Source organism: Cyclobacterium amurskyense (genome assembly GCF_001050135.1).
Taxonomy (GTDB): Bacteria; Bacteroidota; Bacteroidia; order Cytophagales; family Cyclobacteriaceae; genus Cyclobacterium; species Cyclobacterium amurskyense.
This window is the reverse complement of the sequence record NZ_CP012040.1, coordinates 2,054,197-2,077,368: the sequence shown is the minus strand read 5'-3', so window position 1 is coordinate 2,077,368 and position 23,172 is coordinate 2,054,197. Positions and strand designations below refer to the sequence as shown.

Annotated in this window: 19 protein-coding genes; 1 reads left to right on the top strand and 18 read right to left on the bottom strand. The window is 36.9% G+C overall.

The window, feature by feature from the left end:
* Nucleotides 1-348: 348 nt before the first annotated feature.
* From CA2015_RS08505 to CA2015_RS08445, 13 genes are all read right to left on the bottom strand, one after another.
* Nucleotides 349-912, bottom strand: coding sequence for a glycosyl-4,4'-diaponeurosporenoate acyltransferase CrtO family protein (locus tag CA2015_RS08505; protein ID WP_048641525.1), 564 nt, complete (start codon nucleotides 910-912; stop codon nucleotides 349-351).
* A 346-nt stretch (nucleotides 913-1,258) separates the two neighbouring features.
* Nucleotides 1,259-1,777, bottom strand: a complete 519-nt coding sequence (locus CA2015_RS08500) for a DinB family protein (protein WP_048641524.1) — start codon at nucleotides 1,775-1,777, stop codon at nucleotides 1,259-1,261.
* 9 nt (nucleotides 1,778-1,786) lie between these two features.
* Nucleotides 1,787-3,595 carry an acyl-CoA dehydrogenase family protein gene (locus CA2015_RS08495; protein ID WP_048641523.1) on the bottom strand — a complete coding sequence of 603 codons (1,809 nt, stop codon included), beginning with the start codon at nucleotides 3,593-3,595 and terminating at the stop codon, nucleotides 1,787-1,789.
* Between the two features lie 86 nt (nucleotides 3,596-3,681).
* On the bottom strand, nucleotides 3,682-4,854 hold the full coding sequence (locus CA2015_RS08490; RefSeq protein ID WP_048641522.1) for a thiolase family protein: 1,173 nt from the start codon (nucleotides 4,852-4,854) through the stop codon (nucleotides 3,682-3,684).
* A gap of 99 nt (nucleotides 4,855-4,953) precedes the next feature.
* Nucleotides 4,954-7,359 carry a 3-hydroxyacyl-CoA dehydrogenase/enoyl-CoA hydratase family protein gene (locus tag CA2015_RS08485; RefSeq protein ID WP_048641521.1) on the bottom strand — a complete coding sequence of 802 codons (2,406 nt, stop codon included), beginning with the start codon at nucleotides 7,357-7,359 and terminating at the stop codon, nucleotides 4,954-4,956.
* Between the two features lie 34 nt (nucleotides 7,360-7,393).
* Nucleotides 7,394-7,837: a MarR family winged helix-turn-helix transcriptional regulator gene (locus tag CA2015_RS08480; RefSeq protein ID WP_048641520.1), complete on the bottom strand. Its 444-nt coding sequence runs from the start codon at nucleotides 7,835-7,837 to the stop codon at nucleotides 7,394-7,396.
* Between the two features lie 795 nt (nucleotides 7,838-8,632).
* Nucleotides 8,633-10,387, bottom strand: coding sequence for an Ig-like domain-containing domain (locus tag CA2015_RS08475; protein WP_048641519.1), 1,755 nt, complete (start codon nucleotides 10,385-10,387; stop codon nucleotides 8,633-8,635).
* Nucleotides 10,384-11,271: a class I SAM-dependent methyltransferase gene (locus CA2015_RS08470; RefSeq protein ID WP_048641518.1), complete on the bottom strand. Its 888-nt coding sequence runs from the start codon at nucleotides 11,269-11,271 to the stop codon at nucleotides 10,384-10,386. Before CA2015_RS08470 ends, CA2015_RS08475 begins: the two co-directional genes overlap by 4 nt.
* A gap of 1 nt (nucleotide 11,272) precedes the next feature.
* Complete coding sequence (gene mnmG, locus CA2015_RS08465) at nucleotides 11,273-13,138, bottom strand: tRNA uridine-5-carboxymethylaminomethyl(34) synthesis enzyme MnmG (protein WP_048641517.1); 1,866 nt, start codon at nucleotides 13,136-13,138, stop codon at nucleotides 11,273-11,275.
* A gap of 52 nt (nucleotides 13,139-13,190) precedes the next feature.
* Nucleotides 13,191-13,637 carry an rRNA maturation RNase YbeY gene (gene ybeY, locus CA2015_RS08460; RefSeq protein ID WP_048641516.1) on the bottom strand — a complete coding sequence of 149 codons (447 nt, stop codon included), beginning with the start codon at nucleotides 13,635-13,637 and terminating at the stop codon, nucleotides 13,191-13,193.
* A gap of 1 nt (nucleotide 13,638) precedes the next feature.
* Complete coding sequence (locus CA2015_RS08455) at nucleotides 13,639-14,040, bottom strand: ATP-binding protein (protein ID WP_048641515.1); 402 nt, start codon at nucleotides 14,038-14,040, stop codon at nucleotides 13,639-13,641.
* A 41-nt stretch (nucleotides 14,041-14,081) separates the two neighbouring features.
* Entirely contained in the window at nucleotides 14,082-14,840 is a 759-nt protein-coding gene (locus CA2015_RS08450) for an exodeoxyribonuclease III (RefSeq protein ID WP_048641514.1), read from the bottom strand.
* Nucleotides 14,837-15,199 carry a hypothetical protein gene (locus CA2015_RS08445; protein WP_048644432.1) on the bottom strand — a complete coding sequence of 121 codons (363 nt, stop codon included), beginning with the start codon at nucleotides 15,197-15,199 and terminating at the stop codon, nucleotides 14,837-14,839. Before CA2015_RS08445 ends, CA2015_RS08450 begins: the two co-directional genes overlap by 4 nt.
* Nucleotides 15,200-15,343: 144 nt before the next feature.
* On the opposite strand from CA2015_RS08445, the gene CA2015_RS08440 reads away from it, so the two are divergent.
* Nucleotides 15,344-16,042 carry a ComF family protein gene (locus tag CA2015_RS08440; RefSeq protein WP_048641513.1) on the top strand — a complete coding sequence of 233 codons (699 nt, stop codon included), beginning with the start codon at nucleotides 15,344-15,346 and terminating at the stop codon, nucleotides 16,040-16,042.
* Here CA2015_RS08440 and CA2015_RS08435 read toward each other — a convergent pair.
* From CA2015_RS08435 to dapF, 5 genes are read right to left on the bottom strand one after another with little or no spacing between them, the layout of a single operon-like run.
* Complete coding sequence (locus CA2015_RS08435) at nucleotides 16,039-16,809, bottom strand: S1/P1 nuclease (RefSeq protein ID WP_048641512.1); 771 nt, start codon at nucleotides 16,807-16,809, stop codon at nucleotides 16,039-16,041. The genes CA2015_RS08440 and CA2015_RS08435 overlap by 4 nt on opposite strands.
* Nucleotides 16,810-16,823: 14 nt before the next feature.
* The gene (locus CA2015_RS08430; protein ID WP_048641511.1) at nucleotides 16,824-18,014 is read right to left on the bottom strand and encodes a M20 metallopeptidase family protein; all 1,191 of its coding nucleotides are present in this window, start codon (nucleotides 18,012-18,014) and stop codon (nucleotides 16,824-16,826) included.
* Complete coding sequence (locus CA2015_RS08425; RefSeq protein WP_048641510.1) at nucleotides 18,001-18,546, bottom strand: hypothetical protein; 546 nt, start codon at nucleotides 18,544-18,546, stop codon at nucleotides 18,001-18,003. Before CA2015_RS08425 ends, CA2015_RS08430 begins: the two co-directional genes overlap by 14 nt.
* Nucleotides 18,547-18,557: 11 nt before the next feature.
* Nucleotides 18,558-21,938 carry a preprotein translocase subunit SecA gene (gene secA / locus CA2015_RS08420; protein ID WP_048641509.1) on the bottom strand — a complete coding sequence of 1,127 codons (3,381 nt, stop codon included), beginning with the start codon at nucleotides 21,936-21,938 and terminating at the stop codon, nucleotides 18,558-18,560.
* A gap of 60 nt (nucleotides 21,939-21,998) precedes the next feature.
* Nucleotides 21,999-22,775, bottom strand: coding sequence for a diaminopimelate epimerase (gene dapF / locus CA2015_RS08415; RefSeq protein WP_048641508.1), 777 nt, complete (start codon nucleotides 22,773-22,775; stop codon nucleotides 21,999-22,001).
* Nucleotides 22,776-23,172: the final 397 nt, after the last annotated feature.

The following is a 23,172-nucleotide window of genomic DNA, read 5'->3' as shown; positions in this document are numbered from 1 at the left end:
CAGGATTTCTCCGCCCCGAAAATAGGCAAGGTAAAGCTTGTCCCGTGATGATAGTAAGTGTTGTAATCGAAAGAAAACAACAACGATGGCCCTGATTTTAGCGATTTTAGCACGTAATAGATTTTCTATTGCATATTTCGAATTAGAGACAATTCAGTAAAAATAGGTCTTTTCCTTATTAAGCTGAAATGATTTGCATAGTATAAAGTAGAATACCATGCTTGCTTGCTATTTTTTTCCTTCTACTAAAACCTATAACATTATTTCAAATCCCCCAACTGTTTCTATTTCCTAACCAGCACCATAGCAAATGATAAACTCTCATGGCTGATAAATTTTCAGCAATTTTCAGGTTGACAATATTTTACCAATTCTTATCCTATGGTACCTTTGAAGGATTACGGGGTAAAGATTACCTATAATATTTATAACAACGATAAAAAATACCAATAGATAATAGGAGGAAAAGGCCATTAATATTGCTACCAACAGAATAACAAAAAGAGGTCCTAAATGCCCAAATTCAGATTGTTTGGATTGGTAACTAAAGCGCTCCAAACCATTTTTTGTTCCATCAAAAAACTTTTTCCGGTTGGCCTTTTTACCCCAAAAGAATAGCAATAATAGTTTTTGAAAATATTTTACCCCTAAAATGCTGTATAAGCGCATTAATTTTGAAGAGTTTTTAATGGTATAGTAGTTATCTGGAAGCAATTTGCTAGTGGGAAAGACAAAACCTGGGAATGCAAAAATACCGGTCACACATAAATTAATTAAGAACCCAAGAAAAAAGGACTCCCCAAGACTCAACTTCTCTGGACCAAATACCACTATTTGCCTTACCGTAGTAAAGGAAAAGTACAGAAGGAACAATGCCATTAAGATGAAAAGGGCTTGTTTGATTATTTTCATAAACACAGTTATTTTGGCTGCTTAGCAAGATTTAGCCTTCACTAAAATGTACTAACACTGTAATTTATAAAATAATTGGAAAGAGAAATGAATTAGGTTAAAATAATCTTTTAATGGTATCCCTCACTGGTATTAAAAATAGTCTTAATGGCTTATTTCCTGCTTTTTTATAAGCTCTGAAATCGAAGACATTAAGAATGTAGCCTAGGAGGATAATTTAAGTAAAGCTTTGGAAGTATTGTTGCTTTTTCCTGCAACAATACTTCCAAAAACTTATGTTTATTTTTACATTTTAACAAGTTGAACCCCGTGTCCATTGATTTTTGAGCAATTTGGAGAATCGTAATTAGTTACCGCTTTTTTGATTTTCTTTAAGCACACTTACAGTAACCAGAAGTTGACCAAAATGTCGCTGACTGTGTTCCGCCAAATGAAAATACAAACCCATAACGGAGGTAGGAAGCTTTTTCCTTCCGACTGTCCTAAATTGCCTAAGCTCCTTTTCAGTCGTTTGGCTAAATACTTTCAAGGTATCCGCTACCTTTTTTTGAAAACGGCTGACTAATTCACTTGTAGTCAAGGATGGGTCAGGTGTTTTTTCGTTTTTAAGAAAGGTAAACTGTTCTTCACTTAAAGGCAATTCTTTAGCATAAGTAGTAAGTCGGTCTATAACTCCAGATAAATGTTGCAAGTGAAAGCCAACGCTGGCCCTACCTGCTACCCTTTTCCAAAGAAGTTCATCAGGAAAACCTTCAATACATGCCACTAATTCCATTTCTGCTTGTACAAGTGCATGTGCTGCAGGTTGTAGCAGAAATGGAATTTGCGGTAATGGCCCATTTAACCAAGCTTCCGGTTGACTCATGTGCTATATTTATGCGTGAAAAAAGAAATATTTTCCCTGTGAAATAAGAGATGCGGCAATTTCTCGGCGCAATTCTTTTGTGTTCACATTCTCGTATTTGGTAAACCTTTTAAGCCCCATCAAGAGCATTTTCTGTTCATCTCCTTTGGTGAAAGACATGATAGCTTCTTTGCCAGCAGATTGGATTTTTTCTACAGCTTCATAAAGGTAAACTTTGGTGACGGCTATGTGGTTTTTCACAGCTTCTTCACCATTTTTGTTCAATAAACTTTCTGTTCTCAATAGTGTAGATTCAGCTGCATAAATCTCAATCATAATGTCTGCAAGATTCATCATTATTTCTTGCTCCTGATCCAGTTTGGTTCCCAAGTCCTTGGCTGCTTTGCCACCTATCATCAAAAAAACCTTTTTAAGATTTCTGAGCGTTGCTTTTTCTGCCGCTAATGGTTGAGAGGTATCAGCACTAGAGAAATCAGGAACTGATGTCAATTCTTTGGCCACTTCCATAGCTGGACCCAAAATATCGATCTCCCCTTTCATGGCGCGTTTGAGCAACATGCCTACCATCAGAATTCTGTTGATTTCGTTTGTGCCTTCGTATATTCTGGAAATTCTGGCATCCCTGTAGGCGCGCTCCATTGGTGCATCGGCCGAATAGCCCATACCTCCATAAATTTGAACACCTTGATCAGTTACATAATCAAGCACTTCGGATCCATGCACCTTCGCGATGGCACATTCTATGGCAAATTGTTCTACTCCTTTAAGTTTGGCCTTATTGGGATCCATTCCTTCAGCTTCTAGTGCGGCAATCCTGTCTTCCACATCTTGGCCAGCACGGTAACATAGGGATTCACAGGCATAAGTACGTATGGCCATTTCGGAAAGTTTTGCCTGCACAGCACCAAAAGAATTAATCGAAAGACCAAATTGTTTTCTATCAGCACTGTATTGGATGGCATAACCTAAAATGGTTCTGCAACCGCCTAAAACACCGGCCCCTAGTTTAATTCTACCGATATTGAGAATATTCACAGCTATTTTAAAGCCCTTTCCTCTTTCAGAAAGCATGTTTTCTACTGGTACTGGACAGTCATTGAAAAAAACCTGACGGGTAGAACTACCTTTAATTCCCATCTTTCTCTCTTCCTCATTCATGGTGATTCCACCGAAGGTTTTTTCTACCAAAAATGCGGAAAGATTTTTATCGTCATCTACTTTGGCAAATACAATAAAGAAGTCAGCAAAGCCGGCATTGGAAATCCACATCTTCTGCCCATTAATAAGGTAATGGGTACCTTCTGCGTTTAATGTAGCTTTGGTTTTGCCACTGTTTGCATCAGATCCAGCATCTGGTTCCGTGAGGCAATAACAGGCCGCCCAGTCCGCATTGGTAAGCTTGGGAAGGTATTTTTTCTTTTGCTCCTCTGTCCCATAATAAAGCACTGGAAGGGTACCGATTCCAGAATGTGCACCATAAGTTGTAGAAAATGATCCTGCTGCTCCTATAATATCTGCAATCAACATAGAGGTATTGAAGCTCATTCCAAGCCCTCCATATTCTTCAGGCACTGCTATACCAAGAAGTCCCAATTCCCCTGCTTTCTTTAATATAGCCGGTACAAGATCAGGATTCTTCATGCTGTCAATTTCCTCCATATTGGGAGTAATCTCCATATCAAGAAAATCTTGACAGGCCTGAGCCATCATTTTTTGTTCCTCACTAAATTCCTCTGGTATAAATACAGCAGATGCTTCTGTTTCTTTAATAAGAAAAGCTCCACCATCAAGGCCATTTTTTTTATTTATTTTTTCCATGTTAAATTCCTGTTTAGACAATCAAAACTATAAGCCAAAATCAAAAGGTAATTTTCGCTTGCAGCCAATTACCCGTAACAAAATTATTATAGCAGTTCTATTATACCTGCTACACCTTGACCTCCTCCAACGCAAGCAGTTACAAGACCATATTTACCTTCTCTTCTTTTCAGTTCATTCATTATTTGAACACTGAGTTTGGCTCCTGTACAACCTAGTGGATGGCCTAAAGCCACAGCACCACCGTTTACATTGACTATGTCAGGATTAAAATCCAAGGCCCGAATAACTCCCAATGCCTGAGTGGCAAAAGCTTCGTTCAGCTCAATCAGGTCGATGTCATTCATGGTAATGCCAGCTTGTTTCAGTGCTTTTGGAACAGCTATTGTCGGGCCCATTCCCATAATCCTTGGTTCTACGCCACCTACGCTGTAGGAAGCAAGTCTCGCCATGGGGTCAAGTGCTAATTCTTTCATCAACCGCTCTGACATAACGACAACAAATGAGGCCCCATCAGAGGTTTGGGAAGAGTTTCCTGCGGTAACCTGGCCACCTTGTTTAAATACAGGCTTTAGATTAGACAATACCTCCATGGTAGTTCCTGGTCGAGGACCTTCATCTGTATCTACTATGTATTTTCTTGTCTGCCTTTTTAAATTTTCATCCAAATAGGTTTCTTCCACTTCCACAGGTACAATCTCATCCTTAAACCTTCCTTCTTTGATAGCACTAATGGCTTTCTCATGGGATTTTACAGCAAATTGATCTGAATCCTCTCTGGTGACATTAAAGTCTTTTGCCAGTTCTTCAGCGGTTAAACCCATGTTAAGATAGTAATCAGGGTTTTCGGTAGCTATTTTATAATTTAAAGCTGTCTTATAGCCCATCATAGGTACCATGGACATGGATTCAGTACCACCGGCAATAATACAATCAGCCATTCCCGATTTTATTTTCGCCGTTGCCAAAGCAATAGCTTCCAGCCCAGAGCCACAATACCTGTTAATAATAAAGCCCGGGGTATCTTCAGACAAAGCCAAAAGAGAAATCATTCTTCCCATTTGCATGCCTTGCTCTGCTTCCGGAATAGCATTTCCTACAATAAGGTCATCCACCATTTTGGTTTCTAAACCTGGAGTGTTGACCATTAAATGTTTTATGATATCGGCTGCTAAATCGTCTGGCCTATAAAACCGGAACCCTCCTTTTTTCGCCTTTCCTATTGCAGATCTATAGCCATTGATAATATATGCTTCCATTTGATGTTTATTTTAATGCTTGAATACGGTTAAATTGAATGAAGCTAACTTGAAGAATTCATAGCAGAATCAAAATTTCTTATTTGATCAATGCTTGAATTAGTTTCTCAAAGGTTTGCCTTTAAAAAGAATACTGTGAATCCTCTCTAGGGTTTTCTTTTCCCCGGTAAGGCTTAGGAAGGCCTCTCTTTCTAAATCCAGTAAGTACCTTTCACTTACTTCTGTTGGACTGGATAGATCACCACCACTCATTACCCAAGCTAGTTTTCTAGCAATTTTTGCATCATGTTCAGAAATATAGGAGCCAAAACGCATACCCGATATTCCAGTTTCAAAAAGTGCCAATGAAGATTTACCTAACACTTTAATGTCATTTCGCTCAATAGGTTGTGTATAACCTGCATCAGACAAGGCAATAACTTTTTGTTTTGCTTCCGCTAATTGACGTTTTCTGTTTATGGTAATGGCATCCTTTTCTTCCAAATAACCGAAATTTCTTGCCTCTGCAGCAGAAGTCGATACCTTGGCTGTAGCTATGTTCATGAAAATATCCTGAAGTCGATTCAATTCAACATCACCAGGGGCAGTGTCTTTAGAAAATCTCAAGGTCATCTCTTTAGTTCCGCCACCACCAGGAATTAAACCTACGCCTACCTCTACTAAACCCATGTACAGTTCAGCATGGGCTTGAACTGCATCTGCATGCAAGGACAGTTCACATCCACCTCCCAAAGCCATATTGTGAGGGGCTACTACTACCGGTACTGAAGAAAACCTTGCCCTAAGCATGGTGTTTTGAAATTGCGCAATCATTAAATTGATTTCATCAAAATCCTGATCTCCAGCAAACATATAAATCATGGCTAGATTTGCTCCTGCAGAGAAGTTTCCACCTTCATTGCCTATCACAAGTCCTTTATAGGATTTTTCAGCCATATTAATGGCCATATTAATTCCCTCTACTACTTCCTGACCCATAGAGTTCATTTTGGTATGGAACTCCAAACCTATTACCTCATCGCCTAAGTCATATATGGATGCACCTTCATTTCCCCAGATTTTCTTTTCTGCTGATTTAAGCGTGTCCAGTAGTAAAAATTCTTCCAATCCTGGAACCGGGATATAAGACTTGGTAGGAATGTCATAATAATGTTTTTTACCATTCTCTACTTTATAAAAACTGCTATGCCCTGCGGCTAACATTTCATAAACCCATTCCGCAGGTTTTTCTCCTGCTTTTTCCATTGCTTCCACAGTGGACTTGACTCCCAAAATATCCCAGTTCTCAAATGGTCCATATTCCCACCCAAAACCAGCACTAACAGCCTGGTCTATTCTGTACAATTCATCAGCTATTTCTGGTATCCTAAAGGAGCAATACCTAAAAAGATCATAAAAGATAGTCCTATAAAAGGTTCCTGCTTTGTCATCATAATTAACCAAAAATTTAATTCTCTCTTTTAGATCATCAATTCCTTTAGATGCCTCTAAAGCTTTAATTTTTGGTTTTTCTACGGGGATATATTCAAAGGTTTTAAAATCGATTTCTTTAAGCTCCTTGCGACCATCCTTATGTCTGATCATTTGAAAAAAGCCCTTTCCACTTTTATCCCCATACCATTTATTGTCATTTAGCATCTGGACACTTTTCGGAAGCTTGAATTTATCTCTCGATTCATCGTGTTCTAGTACATTGTAAAGGTTGTTAGCTACATGTACGGTAGTATCAAGCCCAACTACGTCTAAGGTTCTGAAAGTGGCTGATTTTGCCCTCCCTATGACTGTTCCGGTCATCTTGTCAACCTCAGACACAGTCAAACCTTGTTCTTCTATAGTATGCAATGCTGAAATAAGTGCATAGACGCCTACCCTATTCGCTATAAATGCAGGTGTATCCTTACATAGAACCGTTTCTTTACCTAAGAACCTATCTCCATATTCCATTAAAAAGTCAATAACCTCTGGTTTGGTTTTAGGACCAGGAATTACTTCAAACAAACGAAGGTACCTTGGAGGATTAAAAAAGTGGGTGCCAGCAAAACATTCTTGAAAATCTTCAGACCTATTGTCACTCATCAAGTGAATAGGTATACCTGAAGTATTTGAAGTAATTAGGCTTCCTGGCTTTCTGTATTTTTCTACCTTTTCATAAAGCCCTTGCTTGATCTCCAGATTTTCAACGATTACTTCAATTACCCAATCGTAACCATTGATTTTAGGTAAGTCATCATCGAAATTACCCGTTGTTATTCTTTTTATGTATTCCTTATCATAAATGGGCGAAGGTTTTGAAAAAAGGGTGCTTTTCAACGCATCGTTAACAATTCGGTTTCTTACTTCCTTGCTTTCAATAGTTAAGCCTTTCTTCGCTTCTTTATCATTTGGGGCTTTAGGAATTATATCCAAAAGCAACACTTCTACCCCTATATTGGCGAAATGACAAGCAATCCTCGATCCCATAATTCCGGAACCTAAAACGGCAACTTTTTTTATGCTTTTTTTCATTGGTTATATATTTGCTTATTGTTATTGATTATATCTATTTGGTTTCCGGTTTTTGTAGTTCATCAATCACCGAATTTATTTTATCAAACAATACAAAAAAGACTCCAAACTCTTCTTCGCTTAAATGTTCACGTACTTTTTCATTGAACTCTTTAATAGTACTTACTGCTGCTGCTTTTTTTTGTTTTCCTTTTTCTGTTAAAAAAACCTTAACGGAGCGTTTGTCCTCCTTGTCTGGGACCTTCACAATCAATTCCTTTTCAACCATGGTCTTAAGAAGCCTGGTAAGACTCCTTGACTCCAATCCCATTTGGGGAGCTATTTTAGTTGCTGCTGTTCCTTCAGTCGAATGTATATTAATAAGGACAAATCCCATGGAAGTGGTAATTCCCTCCATATTGGCCTTTTGGTTATACATTCTCGAAATGGAATGCCAACATGATTTAATCTGGTAATCTATTGTTTCTTCTTTTTTCATTTTCCTATCGGCATCAATTTAATAAAAATAATTATGCATGCATAATAAATTGACAAGAATTAAGAAGTTTGTAGTAAGGGTTTTAGGTAGGTAGACTTAACTTTTAACTAAACTTACTAGCTATATTTCACTTAAATACTTAGTCGCAGATCGACTTTTTTTGTTTAAAATTCTAGTACAAAAAGATTTTTAAGCCTGTCGATAAGCTTTAAGACTTTTAAAGAATACTTGTCTTCTTTTTAAAGTAAAAATGGTTAAAGGAAAATTACTTCCGTTGAAAATTGTAAAGACTTTTAATGATGAATTTTTTTAAGTTAATTCTTAATGAGATGCTTGATTTAGGATTCAAGGTTTCCGATTTATACACACCTTATTTATTTTAAGAAATTTATAAATTAAAAAATCTATTGTTATTATTATAGAGTGGATATGTTGGTAAACCTTCAAGTTTTTCACTACTAACTTTATTGTGCAGGTATTTGTGTATTTATTCACTACTTATGCACATCATTTTTTATATCTAAGTTACTGATGTTGTGCCTACTGTATTTGATTAAAAATATTATGTGTATAAATCATGTAATTCTATGGGGTATAAGTATTCGGTTGGTATCTATGTGGATAATTGTGAACAAGTGAAAGGTTATCCCCAGCTGATAAAGTTGTTGGTTAAAATTGTGATTAATCCTGATTTTGGATGTTGATATAAACAGGTATCTATATACTTATCCACTTTAGAATTGAGCTTATCAACAGAATTTGAATTCATGCTAAATATTTATAAATATCTATAAATCAATTGTTTATAAAATATTCTTCATTAATTTCCATTATTTCTAATGGTAATCTCTCAATATCTATGTATTTGTGCTCATTTTTGTTAATAAGTAGACCGGATTCCCTTCTTTTCCTGATAGTCTGTTCATTTACTGTCCATCCACCTCTTAATAGTAGTTCTCTTTTACCCGTTTTTTCGTCTTGGAAGAAATACACAGGTTCAGGTTGAATCTTTAAGTTGATATTACCTGGATCCCATGCCTTGTTCCCATTTCTATCTACGTAAGCACGCAATTGATAATTTGTAGCTTCCAGTTTAGTAAAGATAAATTCGTTGCTTTCTTCAAGGTATTGCTCTACTACTACAATTCCTTTTGTGTCCAATAATTGAACCATTATAGGTCTTTCATCAGTATCAATAATACCACTTATTTCATCCCCTAAATTGTCACTTTTGAGACGATTATAATTGACTTCAAATGGCTTTTCATTCCATAGGTTTTCTACGTCTTTGAAGGTAGAATCTGCTGCTATTAGTTTGTATTTTTCAAAAGGTATGGAATCGTTTATAGGTATGGAAATGTTTAATTCTGTCCAACTATTTGTACTATCTGTAAGCCAAACCATATCAGGTGTTATAGGGATGGTACTTGCTGTATCGTAACTCAAGTATAAAGAATCGTAATTGATATCTATTAGTGGTTTATTGAACCCTAATTTGGCCTTAATTAATTTGGTGAATTTTATTGGACCCTTAGAAGTGACTTCAAGCTTTTCCTTATTTCTTTCACTTTCTTCAAAACGAGCATATAGGGTTGTATCCACCTTCGCTCCTACTGAATCGATCAATTGTAATTCAACCTGAGTACTGTCATTCAATAGTTCTGTGTGGTAAAATCTTAAGTTATTTTCTTTTAATCTAAAGAATAGCTTTTCATTCTTATCGGGATGTTTTACTTCATAACTAGCTAAATCTTTGCTTAGTATTACATCAAAATTACTTCCTGAACTAGAGGATCTGTTTATTTTAAGTGGGCTTAGATCTGCTCTGTTGATATTTATATGAAGGTTATTCAGATTTTCTTTTACTTCTATTGGTTCAGTTATAAATCCATAAGGCTCGTTACGGTATTCTGCTTTTAAAGAATTGTTATCATCATACCATGCATAGGCTCTAAAGGTTCCTGCTTTTATATTTGTTATTTCAAATTTACCTGCTGTGTCTACCTGAGCGATATAATAGGGAGCAGCCGTAAAGAGGTCTGTAGTGTCCTCATTAATGTATAAACCTACTAACAGGTCTTTGTAATTTTCATTGTCCTTAGAAAACCAATAATCTACTTTACCGGTTACAGTTAAGCTATCTATGGTTTCACCTGTTGAAAATACAAGTTTTAGTCTTTCTGCCGGATTGCCTTCAGAAGCGTCCTGAATACTTTTCTGAAAATTGAAGACGTAAGTTGTATTGTCCTCCAATTCCTGATTCAATGAAATTTGAACTCTATTTTTTATTGCCAGGAATTCTACCTTGTCTTTTTCTACTTTAGGAGTGATTATTATGGATTGAGAAGGGTTTTCTAGCTTTATATATTCATTAAATTCTAGATCTATCTTTTCAGGTTTCACATTAATGCTTTCATTAATTGGATTTGAAGAGATAAGTATAGGTGGCTCCTCATCCTTTGGTCCTCCCATAGGTGAACTTTGTTTGGCACATGAACCCAATATGGAGGCAATTATAATGAATGATATTTTGAAGATAAACTGGTTCATTTCTTTTTGATCACAAATAGCAAACTTGAATAATTGTTACCATTTAATTTTGCCTGTTGATTAGATTTGTATCCTGATTTGATTGCTTCTATGTATATATTCTTAGATCCTAAATATTGGTGACTCAATAAGGATACATAGTAGCTATCAAATTTCATAGGTATTGTATCTACTATTCTGCAGTTGTGTTTGTCTGAGAGGTATTCCATTGAACTGCTATTGAAGTGGTATAGGTGTCTTGGTACGTCCAAGGCTGCCCAATTTTCTTTGAATGATTTGGCATCCAATGAATCTCTGTTGGGTACAGCAATGAACAATAGACCTCTTTTCTTTAGTCTGCTGAGCAATATATCTATTGTTTCATTTAGTTTATGTACATGTTCAAGAACATGAAACAAGGTTATAACATCAAACTTTTTCTCTTTCTCAAGGTCTTTCAACCGGGGGATAATATTGATGCCGATATTCTTTACTGCAAATGTTGCTGCTTTTTCATTGGGTTCCATACCAAAGGCTTTCCAACCATCTTCGGAACAAGTTTTCACAAAGAGGCCTATTCCACAGCCATAATCAAGTATTCTACCTTTACTGCTTTGCCTGCTATTGACCCAATTTAATTTTTGGCTTAAAGTATATTTTCTAACTGCCTTATAGACGATATCAGTTAAGTTTTTACTTTTATCCTGATGTGAGATATAAGATGGCTTGTCATAATACTTAGCGATGTTCTCTTCATTAGGTCTAGGGTTGGTAAACCAAATGTTACAATTTTGGCATTCGCATATGATAAATGATTCCTTGCTAATAGCATGGTCCTTTACTACAAGATGATTAATAAACTGTTCACTTTTACAAAGTGGACATTTGGTTAACCTTTCGTACATGTTATCTTCCTAAATAGATGGTAAGTATTGACATATCTGCTGGTGATACGCCACTAATTCTTGAAGCCTGGCCAATGGTTTGAGGTTGGATTTTACCTAATTTTTGTCTTCCTTCTGCAGAAAGGGCTTTAATTTTGTCGTACTCAATATTGGCTGGAATCTGCAAATCCTCTAAATTATTGATTTTATCAACCATTTGTTTTTCCTTATCAATATAGGATTTGTATTTGATAAGAATTTCTGTCTGTTCCTTTACTGCTTTAGAGTAGCTTTTTGTTTCTTCTTTTAGTGAAGTGCTTATATTGATAATGTCTTGTAATCCTATATTTGGTCTTTTAATTAACTTTTCCACAGTAATCTTTTCTTTGATTAGTGCGGTATTTAAGTCTTCCAAACCATTGTTTAACTCGTCTGGTGAAAGCCTGAACTTTTCAAGTTTCTTTGTCAATTCTTCTGTTTTCTCTGCCTTTTCCTTAGTTTGTAAATACTCTTTTTCATTAGCCAAACCAAGCTTATATCCATAAGGTGTTAGCCTTAAATCAGCATTATCCTGTCTTAGCAGCAATCTAAACTCTGCTCTGGAAGTAAACATACGGTAAGGTTCTTCTGTACCTTTATTGATAAGGTCATCAATTAGTACTGCGATGTAAGCTTCCGATCTCTTAAGGATAAAGGGTTCTTTTTCTTTGGTTTTGTTATGGGCATTTATACCTGCCATTAAACCTTGAGCTGCCGCTTCCTCGTATCCGGTTGTTCCGTTTATTTGTCCAGCAAAGAAAAGGTTTTCGATCCTTTTTGTTTCTAATGTTAATTTAAGCTGTGTTGGAGGAAAGAAATCGTATTCTATTGCATAACCTGGACGGAACATTTTCGCATTCTCAAAACCCTTTATTTTCCTTAATGCCTTGTATTGTACATCTTCTGGTAGGGAAGTTGAGAATCCATTGACGTATATCTCAACAGTGTTCCACCCTTCTGGTTCTACGAATATCTGATGTCTTTCACGTTCAGCAAAGCGGTTTATTTTGTCCTCTATGGAAGGACAATACCTTGGACCTAAACCTTGAATTCTTCCATTAAACATTGGGGATCTATCGAAACCGGTTTCCAATGTTTCGTGAACTTCTTTGTTGGTGTATGTTATCCAGCAATTTCTTTGTTGTTGAACAGGTGTAGTTGAATCAGAATAGGAGAATTTCTCCGGGTCAGTATCTCCCTCTTGTACTTCCATCAAAGAATAATCAAGGCTTCTTCCATCTACTCTTGGAGGAGTCCCTGTTTTCATTCTTCCTGATTCGAAGCCCAATTCTATAAGGTCTTCGGTAATTCCTTTTGAAGCGCCCTCCCCTGTTCTACCGCCTCCCATCTTTTTTTCTCCTATATGAATGACTCCATTTAGGAAAGTACCATTTGTTAGAACTACCGATTTACTTTTAATTTCTATTCCTAAGCCTGTTTTAACTCCTTTTATTCTACCATCTTTAACGATTAAACCTGTAATCATCTCTTGCCAAAAATCTACATTAGGAGTTGATTCTAGTGTTAATCTCCATTCTTCTGCAAACCGCATCCTGTCGTTCTGACTTCTTGGAGACCACATCGCTGGGCCTTTTGAGCGATTTAGCATTCTAAACTGTATGGTAGACTTGTCTGATATTATCCCAGATTTACCACCCAAAGCGTCAATTTCTCTTACAATTTGACCTTTAGCTACTCCACCCATTGCAGGATTACAAGACATTTGGGCAATGGTATTCATGTTCATTGTACACAATAAAACAGAAGAACCCATCTTTGCTGCTGCATGTGCTGCTTCGCAACCTGCATGACCTGCACCTACTACTATAACATCGTATATTGGAAACATATTCGTTTGATCTAGTGTTCCACGTGAAACACTTGCCTTTGTTTAAATGATTTTAATTTACTGTTCCACGTGGAACAGTTGGTGGGTACAATGAGAGCGAGATGTTTTCTTCGTTTCTCATTTCCTTTTTCTCATTTTCTGTTTTGTCTTTGTACCCACAAAGATGAAGTAATCCGTGGGCCAAGACCCTTAGGAGTTCCTCTTTGTAACTTGTATTAAGGTTTTTGGCGTTTTCTTTAACTCTTTCTACGCTTATATAAATATCACCTTCAATTTCAGTATCCTTCTCAGATTGATCAAAAGTTACAATATCTGTAAATGTATCGTGGTTTAGATAATTTACATTTATATCTAATAAGTAATCGTCCGTACAAAAAATGTAATTTAGGGTGTTAACCTTAAATCCTTTGTTTGTTGCGATTTGTTTGATCCATGCTTTAACTTGTCTTCTTTCTGTTAAAGATGATTTTATTTCTTCTTCAAAGAAATTAATAGCCATTTTAGTTCATATAAAAAGTGAGGGTTATCTTTTTTCCTTCATTCTCAAATTCTACCTCGTCGCTGAGATGTTTCATTATGAACACTCCCCTTCCTCCGGATTTCTCCAGATTTTCTAATGCTGTTGGGTCGTTAAGCTTTTGATGGTCAAAACCATCACCTTCATCTTCAATGATAAATTTTATCTGATTGTCTAGAAATATGAGTTCTAGTTTGACAACTCTTTTTTTGTCTATTTTATTACCATGTACGATTGCATTGTTCACACATTCGGTAACAGAAATCATGATATTGCCGTAGATGTCATCGTTAATATTGAACTTTTCACGGGCATTATCAATAAAACTTTCAACGATAGTAATATTTTCAATCAAAGATGGAATGGAAATTTTTATTGATTTCATCGTATTATTAGGCTTTTACCACGACTTTATTTTATTATTAGCTAAACTTCAACTACTATTGGACAATGGTCCGAATGGGACACTTCCTGCAATATATCTACCTTTTTTACTTTAGCACTCATAGAAGGAGTGGTCATGTGGTAGTCTATTCTCCAGCCCTTGTTATTGGCCCTTGCATTGGCACGATAGCTCCACCAGCTGTATTGGTCCGGATTTGGATTCAATAGCCTAAAGCTATCATCGAAACCGTTGGAAGTAAACTTGTCCATCCATTCCCTTTCTTCTGGAAGAAAGCCAGAAGTGTTTTTATTGGCTACCGGATTATGTATGTCTATTGGTTTATGACAGATATTATAATCCCCACTTAATATAAGATTGGGCTTTTCCTTGATTAAATCCTGAGTGTAACCGTATATATCATCTAAGAAAGCATATTTAAACTCCTGTCTTAAGCCTCCAGTAGTTCCAGAAGGGAAATAGGCGCAGAGAAAGGAGAAATCAGCATAATCAGCTCTAATTGTCCTGCCTTCATCATCGTATTTACTTACATCTATACCATAGGTTAAGTTGTCTGGTTTTAGCTTGCTTAAAATGGCTACACCACTGTATCCTTTCTTAACAGCAGGATACCAATACACATGGTATCCAAGGTCCTTAAAAATGGCAATATCCACTTGATTTTCTAATGCCTTTACTTCTTGCAATCCAATAACATCCGGATTTTCTGTTTCAAGCCATTCAGCAAAGCCTTTTTTTAATGCTGCCCTAATTCCATTTACATTATAGGATATTATTTTCATTTAATATCAATTTCAAATTCGTCTTCAAAATAATCCAGTACATGGATTTTAAGCATTTTTTCTTGCTCAGCAGTATTTAAATGTGGCAATTTTTTTATTAACTTCCAATGAGGCCAGCCATCCTGATCTATAAAATCCAAGGTGTAAAAGTCTGAGAAGCTCAACACCTTGCAAACAGCAATATGCATTAAGTCTTGCTTTTCCTCCTTTGTAAAATGGCGTGGTCCTTTCCCCAATTCCTGCACTCCTATTATAAACAATACGGCATTCAGATCGGAGGGTTTTTTTCCAAATATTTCATGTAAACCTGAAAGAAGTTTTGACCACCTTCTTTCTAAATCCAGGTCTTTTTTTAGCAATGCCATTTGATTTGTTGTTTTTTATCTTTCCTGAATCTTCGATTATTTCATTAATTCAAAATTTTCTATAAATTGATACAGGCCATTTGTTTACAAATATAGCAGGTAAAATGGCTCATCAATTATAAACAACCCATTTTAGGTATGCGTTTCAAATATTGGAGAGATTTTTTATCATTGGTTTTGCCAGAAACTTGTTGTTTGTGTAAACGAAGCCTATTTCCATTTGAAGATCAATTGTGTAAAATATGTGTTTCTCAGCTTCCAGTGACCAATTATCACCTGATTCCTGAGGAAAATGACCTAAAAATAAAATTACTTGGTCTTGCTCCTGTTAATAAGGTAATGGCTTATCTCCGCTTCTCTAAAAAGGGTTACAGCCAAAAGCTTTTGCATCAAATTAAATACAAAAACAAAGCAGAGCTTGCTAGGGTTTTGGGTCTAAATTATGGCTTTTTGTTAAAAAAGAACGGTTATAAGGATGTTTGGGACTATATAGTGCCTGTTCCTTTGCATGAGCGCAAGCTACAAATTAGAGGGTATAATCAGAGTGAACAATTTGCTATTGGCCTTGCTGATGCACTTGAGACAGAATGCAAGAACCTATTATTAAGAAAACTACCCACTGAAACACAAACCAACAAGTCAAGGATTGAACGATGGGAAAATGTTTCAGAGGTATTTGAAACCAAGAATAAGGATGAAATCAAGGATAATAGCTTGCTTCTTGTAGATGATGTCATGACAACAGGAGCTACCTTGGCCTCTTGTGCGATTTCACTTAACTCTTGCAAGCCTAGAAGTATAGATATGGCTGTTTTGGCAGCAGGAAGCTATTATTAGCTAAATATCTCATTCAATATGCCTGCTAATCTAATACCTCCAGCCATTAACCTTTCTTCTATGATAGGATAAGTTTTATATCCATAAGAATAAAACAAACGGCTATTATCAGGTAAGTCATAAATTATTGGTCGTAAATCTACTGCTTCCTTTAACCACCTGTCCATAGGAGCATTTTGGTATTGATTAATAAGGTTTTTATTGATTCGTCTATTTAGATGTTGAGCCAGTTCGGTGTAGCTAAGGTTTTTCCCGTCTATGATCTTTGAATCCCAGACAGTATGCAAATTGGTGTTTTCATTGAAATAAGTAACTTTTTCATCATTTCCACCCCTGTCTTTTCCTGTCCCAACATGTAGGGGCTGATGCAGGTCACCTACAAGATGAACGAGCATTTTTAAATAAGCTTTTTTTTCTTCCAGGTCTAGTTCTCCATTTTTAAGCGCTGCAATAATCATTTTAGTCTTACCAAAAGCATCTCCAGACTTTTCCTGAATGGAAGGATCATAGCCTTGGCCTGTTTTTACAGTCAAATAATGCCAAGAGTTTAGCTTATTGTAGGAAGGATCAGACTTTATTTCATCCATCCAATTGGCTACCATAGCAAGAGATTCAGGTCCCAATATATCTTGAATACTTTTTGCAGTCTTCTTTGACAAGTGAAATGAGGCGATTTCCCCTACCACCCGATGTCCAGTTAGTCCCCAACCATAAGTATTGAGGACAACTAGCCCAAATATAAAGGCAGTCAAAAATGATTTTCTCATTGCAGTTTGTTGATTTATTGGTGTTTTAGTTCTTCTATAGCTAAAAAGGCCATCAATCCTGTACTAATACCCAAAGCATCCTCATCTATGTCAAATGTTGGAGTATGTACGCTTGAAACGATACCTTTGGCTTCGTTTCTTGTGCCTAATCTGTAGAAACAACCGTCTATTTCCTGAGTATAATAAGAGAAGTCTTCAGCAGCCATCCATATATCAAGGTCTAATACGTTTTCTTTGCCTAGATAGGTTTCTGCCGCATCAATGGCTCTTTGAGTAAGTTCTGGCTCGTTTTTTAGGAAAGGGTATCCTTTACGAATTTCGAATTCCACTTCTCCACCCATTCCTTCGGCAATACCCTTAGCAATTTTAAGCATGTGCCCATGAGCTTCTTTTCGCCAAACCTCATTTAAAGTTCTGAAAGTACCTTCAATATTAACCTCATTAGGTATAACATTGGTAGCTCCTTCAGCTATAACTCTCCCAAATGAAAGAACAGAAGGTGTTTTAGGGTCTGCTTTTCTACTTACTACCTGCTGCAAAGCAACCAGGATATGAGCACTGATTAAGATTGGATCTACAATGGTTTCTGGCATTGCACCATGACCACCTTTGCCTTTTACCTTAAGGTACAATTCATCGGCACTTGCCATGTACATGCCTTTTCTGAAACCTACTTTACCTACTGGAATGAAAGGCATAACATGTTGACCTATTATTGCTTTTGGAGTAGGGTTTTGAAGTGCCCCATCTCTGATCATCATAGATGCTCCTCCTGGTATTTTTTCTTCCCCAGGTTGAAAAAGCAGTTTGATAGTACCTTCAAACTCATCCTTCAACTCGTTAAGAATCCTTGCAGTACCTAAGAGTGATGAAGTATGAACATCATGTCCACATGCATGCATTACGCCAGGATTGGTGGATTTGTAAGGAACGTCATTGGCTTCTACAATGGGAAGTGCATCCATATCACCTCTCAATGCAATAACTTTTTTACTAGGGTTTTTACCTTCAATGATAACAACAAGGCCTGTATCTGCTTTAGATTCAATGTTAGTTATACCAAACTCACGTAATTTTTCTTCCACATAAGCAACAGTATTTGTTTCTTGGAAGGACAACTCAGGATTGGCATGTAAATGTCTTCTTACGGCAATAACTTCCGATTTGTATTTATCGGATAGTTGGTGAATTTTATCTTTCAACATTTTCAATATTTACTTCTTCTTTCTTTTCTTCATTGAATTTCAAAAACCGATCTTTAATGATCCTGGCACTTGAAAATACGGTATTCATTTTTTCATAGGTTGCCAAAGCTTCAATTTTATTAACGAAGCGTCCTACTTTAACCAAATACCTTGGCTGTTGGTATTCCATATAGGTTTGTGTCTGTGGAAATTCAGAATAGGCTTCATTTCTTATATCAAAGGCTTTTTCTCTATCTACACCACTGTAAATCAATATGGTAAAGCCGTTTACAAACAATTCTTTACTGTTTTCCTGAGCAATTTGATCTATTCTTCTATCGAGCTCTAAATCAATTGCAGCGGCACTGCTACTTTCCGCAGCAAAACTGCTTTCAGCTTGAGGAAGTTCGGCAAACTGTATTCTGCTTGCTTCAAGGTCCTCCGTATAGTTGTTGTATCGATCGATGTTTCCACCGCTTTTTCGAATATTGATGATGCCACAGCTACTAAAAATAAGCAGTGACAATAGGCATACGTTTATTTTTTTAAACATGATAAAGGTATTTAATCTTCGATTATCACACACTTAGCATCAGCAATATCCTGCTCTACACTTTTATATTTTACGTCTTTCTTTAAATTACCATTGGCGTATTTTACCGTTACACGGTCATTTCTGCCGTAGACCTTATCAGATTTCCGTGGTTTTACGGGTTCTCTGTTGGCTGCTGGTCTGCTGTTGGCAATGGCTGCTCTCTGTCCACTTTGGTTTCCTAGCGTATTGCCTACTTCTTCTTTAGAGGCCGTTACTTTAGGTTCAGCACCTTGTTGGTTTTGGGCCGCTTTTACCTGCTCTGGATCCTGCTTTGGAAGGTCAGATTTGGAAATAAAAGAAACGATATCGTCATTCAGTTTTCCTAAGAAGCGTTTAAACATTTCAAATGCTTCGAACTTATAGATCAATAATGGATCCTTTTGTTCATAAACAGCATTTTGTACTGATTGTTTCAGGTCATCCATGTCTCTTAGATGCTCCTTCCAGTTTTGATCTATTATGGCTAAAGTTACCGTTTTTTCAATGGCTCGAATTAGGTCCCTACCTTCATTATTTAAAGTAGATTCTAGATTGATCACCACTCCTATTTGTTTGATACCATCGGAAATGGGTACCATAATCTCCTTAACTGTTGCACCTCTATTTTTTTGTACGTCTTTTAGAATCGGCATGGCCCTTTGAATAATACCTTCGTTCTTACGGGTATAACTCTTATAAGCCTTGTCGAAAAGGATTTTTGTCAAACTAGTGGTGTCCTTATCCTTTAATTCCGCCTCTGTAAATTGATGATCAATGCCTAGAGAGCTAAAAATGTTCATTCTTAGGTTTTCCAGGTCATCGGAGGTTTTACCCATTTCAATAAGGTCTTCACAAACATCATACATGATATTGAGAATATCCAGCTCCAACCTGTCTCCAATAAGGGCATTTTTTCTTCTTCTGTAAACAACCTCCCTTTGGCTGTTCATGACATCATCATACTCCAACAACCTTTTCCTTACCCCAAAGTTATTTTCTTCAACTTTTCGTTGCGCTCTTTCAATAGACTTGGTAATCATAGAATGCTGAATTACTTCGCCTTCTTCAAGTCCCATTCTATCCATTAGCTTGGCAATTCTCTCTGAGCCAAACAAACGCATGAGATTATCTTCAAGAGACACAAAAAACTGGGTTGAACCCGGATCTCCTTGTCTACCTGATCTACCACGCAACTGTCTATCCACTCGTCTTGATTCATGCCTTTCAGTACCAATAATAGCAAGACCACCAGCACCCTTGGATTCAGCGGTAAGCTTAATATCAGTACCCCTACCTGCCATATTTGTTGCAATGGTTACTGTTTTGGCTTTTCCTGCTTCGGCTACTACATCTGCTTCACGAGCATGTTGTTTCGCATTAAGTACCTGATGCTTGATTTTCCTTATGGTAAGCATTCTACTGAGTAGTTCCGATATTTCTACTGAGGTTGTACCCACTAGAACAGGTCGATTGGCATCAGTGAGTTCGTTGATCTCATCTACTACAGCATTGAATTTCTCTCTAACTGTTTTGTATACTTTGTCTTGATGATCTTTACGTTGAATAGGTTTATTTGTAGGGATTACGATTACATCCAGTTTGTAAATTTCCCAAAACTCTCCTGCTTCTGTTTCCGCAGTACCAGTCATACCGGAAAGTTTGTGGTACATTCTGAAATAGTTTTGCAAAGTAATGGTGGCGTAGGTTTGGGTTGCATCCTCTACTTTTACATTTTCTTTTGCTTCTATGGCCTGGTGGAGTCCATCAGAATACCTTCGGCCTTCCATAACCCTACCAGTTTGCTCATCAACTATTTTCACTTTTCCATCTACCAAAATGTACTCAGTGTCCTTTTCGAACATACAATAGGACTTCAACAGTTGATTTACGGTATGTATCCTTTGTGATTTTATTCCGTAATCTTTGATGATCTCCTCTTTTCTGACCAGTTTTTCATGATCTTCTATCGTCTCATCTTTTTCTAATTCGGCGATTTCCATTCCTATATCTGGCAAAATAAAGAAGCTATTGTCTTCATTTTTTCTGGTGATGGTTTCAATACCATTATCGGTCAAGTCTACACTATTTGATTTTTCATCAATGGTAAACAATAAAGGTTCATCCGCTTCAGGCATATTTCGCTTGTTGTCCTGAAGGTAGTGGTTTTCTGTTTTTTGAAGGATTACTCTGATTCCTGGCTCAGACAAATACTTAATCAATGGCTTGTATTTTGGTAGTCCTCTGAATGCGCGGAACAATGCCAGGCCACCTTCTTTTTCATTTCCTCCTTTAATCAGCCTTTTTGCATCTGAAAGGTAGTTTTGAACAAGCTTTCTTTGTTCATCCACCAAGGTAGATACCCTTGGTTTCATTTCGTAGAATTCATGCTCACCCCCTCTAGGAACCGGACCGGAAATAATCAAAGGCGTTCTTGCATCATCAATAAGGACAGAATCGACCTCATCTATCATTGCAAAATGATGTTTGCCTTGAACCAGATCTTTGGAATCTCTGGCCATGTTGTCTCTTAGGTAATCAAAACCAAACTCATTATTGGTTCCATATACGATATCTGCTTGGTATGCAGTCCTCCTGGCTTCAGAGTTAGGTGGATATTTATCTATACAGTCCACTTTCAAACCATGAAATTCGAATATTGGAGCATTCCATTCTGAATCTCGTTTTGCCAGGTAATCATTTACAGTAACAATATGAACCCCTCTTCCCGCAAGGGCATTGAGGTAAGCCGGTAGGGTTGAAACCAAAGTTTTACCTTCACCAGTGGCCATCTCGGCAATATTTCCTCTATGTAAGGCAACACCACCAAGTAATTGTACATTGTAATGGATCATTTCCCAGGTGACTTCCACTCCTGCTGCAGTCCATTTGTTTTTCCAAGTGGCTTGATCACCGTCAAGTTCCACATAGGATTTTGAGGCTGCCATGGTTTGATCTTGGAGAGTGGCAGTAACTGTTAACTTACCGTTTTCTTTTAATCGGCGAGCTGTTTCTTTCACTACTGCAAAAGCCCTTGGTAGAACTTTTTCTAAGCTTACTTCTAAAGCTTCATCCCTTTCTTTTTCTACTGCATCAATTTTATTAAACAATGCATCCTTGGCTTGTACCTCCTCTGGATTTAGCTTATCAATTTCAACTCGTATTTCAGAAATTCGGTCATCAAATGACTTTAAGTCCTCATCGATCAATGCCTTTATCTTGGATGTCTCATTTCTTAATTCGTCATCAGAAATATTGGCCAATTGCGCAAAGGCGGTATTAACTAGTGCTACGACAGGGCTTAAGGTCTTAATGTCTCGGTCAGATTTTGTACCGAAGACTTTCGCTAACCCTTTTGCTATTGATTCTAACATATTATTTAAATACTTTTTCTCTTAGGCTAATTAATTGTGTTCTGTAATTGAATCGGATTTTTAATTGACAGAAATAGTACCTGTGAAAACCTGATCAGCAGGCCCAGTCAATACAATTTCTTGAAAACTACCATCTTCACTTTTTTCAAAACTTACCTGAAGGTTGCCTCCTGGTGTTTGAATATTTATATTGTTTTTTTGTTTTTGTTCTCCATATACCAAAGCACAGGCTGTAACACCAGTGCCGCATGAGAGCGTTTCATCTTCTACTCCCCTTTCATAGGTTCTAACCATGATCGTGTCAGGGGAAAGAGTAGAAATAAAATTGACATTGGTGCCTTCAGGATATTTTTCACTGTCATTTCTGATTTGTCTTCCTGTGCTTACTACGTCATATTCTTCCACCTTATTTACAAAACGCATGTGGTGAGGTGAACCAGTATTGGCAAAGAAATCCTGGTCAACAGTCTTAATTTCTTTAACATCACCCATCCTCAAAGCTACACTATTACCGGAAATAGTAGCGGTATGAGCTCCGTCAATGGCTAAAAATGAGGTTTCGTGCTCAATAATGCCTAAAAATGAAGCAAATGCTACTGCACACCTTGCGCCATTTCCACACATACTTTGTGATCCATCTGCATTGTAATAACACATTTCGAAATCATAATCTTCATGTGTCTGAATCAGAATTAGCCCATCTGCACCGATTCCAAACTTTCTGTGACATAGTTGTTGAATATAAGGTATCGGATCTGGACCCAGAGAAAACGACCTTCCATCAATCATGATGAAATCATTGCCTGTTCCCTGGTATTTATAGAAGTTGATATCCATTTGATTTTTAATAAGTTATCTTTCAACCTGATTGAATGTATAGGACAGAAAGACATAAGCAGTCCTGTCAACAGTCTACAAAAATCCAACCAATGGCAGAATGAATTACAAAAATAAACATCTTGGCCGAATTTACGGGCTTATATTCAATTAACTACAGGATTTCCTGTCAAGACTGACAAAACGACTTAAAAAAGGATGTCATTTGCTTTTCCATAGGTACTGATGCTGCTTTTGGTCGGAGTGCTTATCCAACATTAGAAATGGTGGAATAAAACATGATTTTTATTCAGTTCTCTGGTTGAGCAGCAATAAAACGTTAACTTTAATTACAACGTTTTATTGCTTACTCTTTATATTTCTAGATGCAAATTATAGTTTTGATTATCAGTTATTT

What these genes read in the sequence shown, in the direction of transcription:
- mnmG (WP_048641517.1), bottom strand. Translation starts at nt 13,138, where the DNA reads ATGTTTCCAATATACGATGTTATAGTAGTAGGTGCAGGTCATGCAGGT.
- CA2015_RS08485 (WP_048641521.1), bottom strand. Translation starts at nt 7,359, where the DNA reads ATGAAAAAAAGCATAAAAAAAGTTGCCGTTTTAGGTTCCGGAATTATG.
- secA (WP_048641509.1), bottom strand. Translation starts at nt 21,938, where the DNA reads ATGTTAGAATCAATAGCAAAAGGGTTAGCGAAAGTCTTCGGTACAAAA.
- CA2015_RS08500 (WP_048641524.1), bottom strand. Translation starts at nt 1,777, where the DNA reads ATGAGTCAACCGGAAGCTTGGTTAAATGGGCCATTACCGCAAATTCCA.
- ybeY (WP_048641516.1), bottom strand. Translation starts at nt 13,637, where the DNA reads ATGGCTATTAATTTCTTTGAAGAAGAAATAAAATCATCTTTAACAGAA.
- CA2015_RS08440 (WP_048641513.1), top strand. Translation starts at nt 15,344, where the DNA reads ATGCGTTTCAAATATTGGAGAGATTTTTTATCATTGGTTTTGCCAGAA.
- CA2015_RS08450 (WP_048641514.1), bottom strand. Translation starts at nt 14,840, where the DNA reads ATGAAAATAATATCCTATAATGTAAATGGAATTAGGGCAGCATTAAAA.
- CA2015_RS08425 (WP_048641510.1), bottom strand. Translation starts at nt 18,546, where the DNA reads ATGTTTAAAAAAATAAACGTATGCCTATTGTCACTGCTTATTTTTAGT.
- CA2015_RS08430 (WP_048641511.1), bottom strand. Translation starts at nt 18,014, where the DNA reads ATGTTGAAAGATAAAATTCACCAACTATCCGATAAATACAAATCGGAA.
- CA2015_RS08455 (WP_048641515.1), bottom strand. Translation starts at nt 14,040, where the DNA reads ATGAAATCAATAAAAATTTCCATTCCATCTTTGATTGAAAATATTACT.
- CA2015_RS08505 (WP_048641525.1), bottom strand. Translation starts at nt 912, where the DNA reads ATGAAAATAATCAAACAAGCCCTTTTCATCTTAATGGCATTGTTCCTT.
- dapF (WP_048641508.1), bottom strand. Translation starts at nt 22,775, where the DNA reads ATGGATATCAACTTCTATAAATACCAGGGAACAGGCAATGATTTCATC.
- CA2015_RS08480 (WP_048641520.1), bottom strand. Translation starts at nt 7,837, where the DNA reads ATGAAAAAAGAAGAAACAATAGATTACCAGATTAAATCATGTTGGCAT.
- CA2015_RS08490 (WP_048641522.1), bottom strand. Translation starts at nt 4,854, where the DNA reads ATGGAAGCATATATTATCAATGGCTATAGATCTGCAATAGGAAAGGCG.
- CA2015_RS08475 (WP_048641519.1), bottom strand. Translation starts at nt 10,387, where the DNA reads ATGAACCAGTTTATCTTCAAAATATCATTCATTATAATTGCCTCCATA.
- CA2015_RS08470 (WP_048641518.1), bottom strand. Translation starts at nt 11,271, where the DNA reads ATGTACGAAAGGTTAACCAAATGTCCACTTTGTAAAAGTGAACAGTTT.
- CA2015_RS08495 (WP_048641523.1), bottom strand. Translation starts at nt 3,595, where the DNA reads ATGGAAAAAATAAATAAAAAAAATGGCCTTGATGGTGGAGCTTTTCTT.
- CA2015_RS08435 (WP_048641512.1), bottom strand. Translation starts at nt 16,809, where the DNA reads ATGAGAAAATCATTTTTGACTGCCTTTATATTTGGGCTAGTTGTCCTC.